Raw genomic sequence first — 3,980 nt, 5'->3', positions numbered from 1 at the left:
GAGCCGATAGTGAGCATGGCGATGACGGCGGCGACGCCGATGACGATGCCGAGCAGCGTCAGGAACGAGCGCAGCACGTTGCGGCGCACGGACAGCAGCGAGAGGCGGACGGTTTCCCAGATCATGGCTACGCCACCTCGAGATTGATCGTGTCGGAGGCGACGTGGCCGTCGAGGAAGCGAACAGTGCGCTCGGCATAGGCGGCGACATCGGCCTCATGCGTGACCAAGGCGATGGTGAGGCCAAGCTCAGTGTTCAGTCTGGTCAAGAGTTCCATGATCTCGTGGGTGCGGGCGGTATCGAGATTGCCGGTCGGCTCGTCGGCGACAAGCAGGGTCGGCCTGGTGACGATGGCGCGTGCGATCGCCACGCGCTGCTGCTGGCCACCGGAGAGTTCGGCCGGCGTATGATGCTCGCGGCCGACAAGGCCGACCTCGGCCAGCGCTTTCATGGCGAGGTCGTGACGCTCGCGGGCGGCGACGCCGCGATAGATCAGCGGCAGTTCGACATTCTCCACCGCCGTAGTGCGCGGCAGGAGATTGTAGCCCTGGAAGACGAAGCCGACATAGAGATTGCGCAGCATGGCGCGGCGGTTGCGGTCGAGACGGCCAGCGTCGATGCCCATGAAGCTGTAGGTTCCGGCGGTCGGCGTGTCGAGGCAGCCAATGATGTTCATCGCTGTCGACTTGCCCGAGCCGGACGGACCCATGATGGCGACAAATTCGCTGCTGCGGATGGCAAGATCGACGCCAGCCAGCGCATGGACCGTGGCCTCACCCTGGCCATAGCTTTTCCAGACCTTGTCGAAGGTGATGAGGGTCGCGCCCGCCGCCATGGTCTTCAGCTCCGCTGCTGAGCGGCGGTGATGACTTGCGCACCTTCTTCGAGGCCGGAGGTGATCTCGGTCAGTTCGCCGTCGGTGGAGCCGATCTTGACGTTGACGGGCCGAGGCCGGCCATTCTCGAGCACGTAGAGCGTGCGCGAGCCATCGGTAGGCTGCGCTGTCGCCTGGCGCTGGCGGTTGCCGCCCGGACGGCCCATACGGCCCGTGAACAGGTCGCTCAGGCTCCACGCGCGGGCGGCTGTTTGCGCCGGCCGGTAACGGAAAGCCGTCGACGGTACGGTGAGTACGCCTTTTGCCTGCTTGGTAACGACCGAAACGGTGGCAGTCATGCCGGGCCGCAACAGAAGCTCGTTGTTGTCGACCTCGAACCGCGCGTCGTAGGTGACGACGCCGTCGGTGGTGACCGAAGCATAGGAGATGTCGCGGATCTCGGCATCGAACGGCCGTTCCGGAAAGGCGTCGACGGTGAAGCGGGCATGCTGGCCGGGCTTGACCGCGCCGATGTCCGCCTCGTCGACCGCTGCCTTCAATTCCATGTTCCTGAGGTCGGCGGCGATGATGAACAGCACCGGCGCCTGCAGCGAGGAGGCAACCGTCTGGCCGGGATCGACCGAGCGCGTCAGGACAATGCCGTCGATGGGCGCATAGATGGTGCTTTTGGCGAAGTCCGTCTGCTGCGCCTTGAGATCGGCATTGGCGATGGCAAGATTGGCCTTGGCGCTATCGAGCGCTGCCTTGGAGCGATCGCGTGTGGCGGTCGCCGCTTCAAGCGACTGGTCCGTCGCCATGCCGCGCTTGGTGAGTGCCGCCGCGCGCACAAGCGCTCTTTCATTTTCGGTGAGGGTTACCGTGGCGGTCTCGACATTGGCGGCCGCCGCCTTGGCGGAAGCCTCGGCGCGCTCGATCTGCACCTCCAGCTTCGCCGTGTCGAGCGCCGCCAGCACATCGCCCTTCTTCACCTGCTGGTTCTCGTTGACGGCGACCGAGCGGACGACGCCGGACAGTTCGCTCGAAATGTCGACCTGGGTGAGCGGCTGCAGCGTGCCGGTCGCCGATACCTCGACCGTGAGGTCGGCGACAGCGGCCGGCGCCGTGGTATAGTCGATCTTGGCGGGAGACGCGGCGTACCATTGGTAGCCGGCAAGGCTCGCGACGGCGACGATCAGCACAAGCAGGCCATAAAGCCAGCCGCGACGCTGTTTCCTCTTCAGACCCTGGTGGTCAAGCCCGAGCGCCGTCTCGATGGTGGAAGCGGATTCCACTTTTGGCAGATTGACAATCTGGTCCACGCCGGACCCCTATAATATCAGTGATGTCCCAATCAGTGCACAGATCATGCCTAATCGTTCAAATATCAAATTAAATTTCGCCCATGTTGGGACTGAGGCAGAAGGCTTTCTACGATGCTGACCCGGGATTACTTACTTTACGACGTTTTCACGACCGAGCGGCTGGCCGGCAATCCGCTGGCCGTCGTGCTGGATAGCAAAGGGCTGAACACGGTCGCGATGCAGGCCATCGCACGCGAGTTCAACCTGTCGGAAACGGTCTTCGTGCTGCCGGCGGACAATCCCAAGCATCGCGCCCGCATCCGCATCTTCACGCCCGATTACGAAATGCCGTTCGCCGGCCATCCGACCGTCGGCTCTGCGATCGCACTTGCCGAAATGGCCGGCGATGGCGACACCGCCGGCATCTTTGTCCTGGAAGAGAACATCGGCCCGGTGCGCTGCGCCGTCAGCAAGCATGATGGCGCCACCTTTGCCGAGTTCGACCTGGCCAAACTGCCGGAGCGACTCGAACTCGGCGCCGACCCGGAGGCGATCGGGGCAGCACTTGGCCTGGGGCCGCACGAAGTCGGCTTCGAGAATCACCGCGTCTCGTTCTGGTCGGCCGGCGTTCCTTATGTGACCATTCCGGTCGCCGATCTGGAGGCGGCCGCCCGGATAAGGCTGGACAACCAGGCGTGGTCGGAATTGGCACCCCGCAAGAGCGAATGGGCCTTCGCCAGCCCGTATGTCTACTGCCGTGAGACGGTGAATCACGACAGCGCCTTCCATGTCCGGATGATCGTGCCGGGCAATCCCTCCTATGAAGATCCCGCGACCGGCTCGGCGGCGGCGGCTTTCGCCGGCGCGATCATGCATTTCGACGGCCCGAGAGAGGGTGTTTCCCAGCGTTGGATCGAGCAAGGGCTGGAGATGGGCCGGCCTTCGCGCATCCGCCTCGAACTGACTGTCGAAGGCGGCAAACTGGCCGCCGCTCGCATCGGCGGCCATGCCGTCAAGGTGGCGGAAGGTCGGTTGTTTATCTGATCGCCATCGGTTCAAGGCGATTTGTCGGGAAATGAATCCGGCAGGGCTGGACATGGCCGATGGCGGCAGCTATATGCCCGCCGACGCTGGTTTTACCGGCGAGTGGGTGCGTAGCTCAGTTGGTAGAGCAGCTGACTCTTAATCAGCGGGTCACAGGTTCGATCCCTGTCGCACCCACCAAGGATTTCAAAGACTTAGGTGGCAAGACCCTGGGAACAGGGTGAGAACGTGAGGCGGTAAAATGCCGTCTCACGCCCCGTGTCGAGCCGATGCGTGTGTCGCCTCTCATGAGTTTGCGAACATTTACTTCTCCGAGACGCCAGCCTCGGCGAAGCTTGCCATGCGGGCATGGCATTCGAGCGCCGAGCGGACGATGTTGACGGCGAGGCAGGCGCCGGAGCCTTCGCCGAGCCGCATGCCGAGATCGAGCAGCGGCGGCAGTCCGAGGGCTTCGAGCAGGCGGCGATGGCCGGATTCGGCAGAGACATGCGCGGCGAGCGCGTGGGCGAGGCCGGCGGGGTGCAATCTTGCCAGGGGTGCGGCGGCGGCGGTGCAGACGAAGCCGTCGAGCAGCACCGGTACGCCTAAATGGCGTGCGGCTAGCGTCGCACCGAAAATGGCGGCGAGTTCGCGCCCGCCAAGTGCGGCTGCGATCTTCAGCGGGTCGGCAAGCGCCTCGGTGTGGCGCTTGAGGCCGGCCTCTATGGCGGTGATCTTGCGTATAAGGCCGGCATCGTCGACGCCGGTGCCGCGCCCGGTCCATTTTTCCGCGCCGCCGCCAAACAGGGCGGCCGAAATGGCAGCCGCCGGCGTGGTATTGC

The 3,980-nt window shown here is 64.4% G+C and carries 4 protein-coding genes, 1 tRNA gene and 1 pseudogene; 2 read left to right on the top strand and 4 right to left on the bottom strand.

Annotated features, from left to right (window positions below):
* The 3 genes and pseudogenes from E5W87_RS16490 to E5W87_RS16480 all read right to left on the bottom strand — a co-directional run.
* Positions 1-125: pseudogene (locus E5W87_RS16490) on the bottom strand (ABC transporter permease); the annotation flags it as partial.
* A gap of 2 nt (positions 126-127) precedes the next feature.
* Complete coding sequence (locus tag E5W87_RS16485; protein WP_292399364.1) at positions 128-835, bottom strand: ABC transporter ATP-binding protein; 708 nt, start codon at positions 833-835, stop codon at positions 128-130.
* 5 nt (positions 836-840) lie between these two features.
* On the bottom strand, positions 841-2,133 hold the full coding sequence (locus tag E5W87_RS16480) for an efflux RND transporter periplasmic adaptor subunit (RefSeq protein WP_292399360.1): 1,293 nt from the start codon (positions 2,131-2,133) through the stop codon (positions 841-843).
* Positions 2,134-2,247: 114 nt separating this feature from the next.
* Between E5W87_RS16480 and E5W87_RS16475 the strand changes: the two genes are divergently transcribed.
* Both E5W87_RS16475 and E5W87_RS16470 read left to right on the top strand, forming a co-directional pair.
* A complete protein-coding gene (locus tag E5W87_RS16475) occupies positions 2,248-3,159 on the top strand; it encodes a PhzF family phenazine biosynthesis protein (protein ID WP_292399357.1) in 912 nt (303 codons plus the stop codon).
* Between the two features lie 104 nt (positions 3,160-3,263).
* A tRNA-Lys gene (locus E5W87_RS16470) sits at positions 3,264-3,339 on the top strand.
* Positions 3,340-3,462: 123 nt separating this feature from the next.
* On the opposite strand, the gene E5W87_RS16465 is transcribed toward E5W87_RS16470, so the two are convergent.
* Positions 3,463-3,980: nicotinate-nucleotide--dimethylbenzimidazole phosphoribosyltransferase (locus tag E5W87_RS16465; protein ID WP_292399354.1), on the bottom strand; the 518-nt coding region annotated here is incomplete at its 5' end.

Origin of the sequence: Mesorhizobium sp. (assembly GCF_004962925.1) — a bacterium.
Lineage (GTDB): Bacteria > Pseudomonadota > Alphaproteobacteria > Rhizobiales > Rhizobiaceae > Mesorhizobium.
Note: the sequence above shows the minus strand (reverse complement) of the source record. Positions and strands in the feature narration are given on the sequence as shown.

Bases quoted from the DNA above. Each gene is read 5' to 3' on its own strand.
- E5W87_RS16475 (WP_292399357.1), top strand. From the start codon at position 2,248: ATGCTGACCCGGGATTACTTACTTTACGACGTTTTCACGACCGAGCGG.
- E5W87_RS16485 (WP_292399364.1), bottom strand. From the start codon at position 835: ATGGCGGCGGGCGCGACCCTCATCACCTTCGACAAGGTCTGGAAAAGC.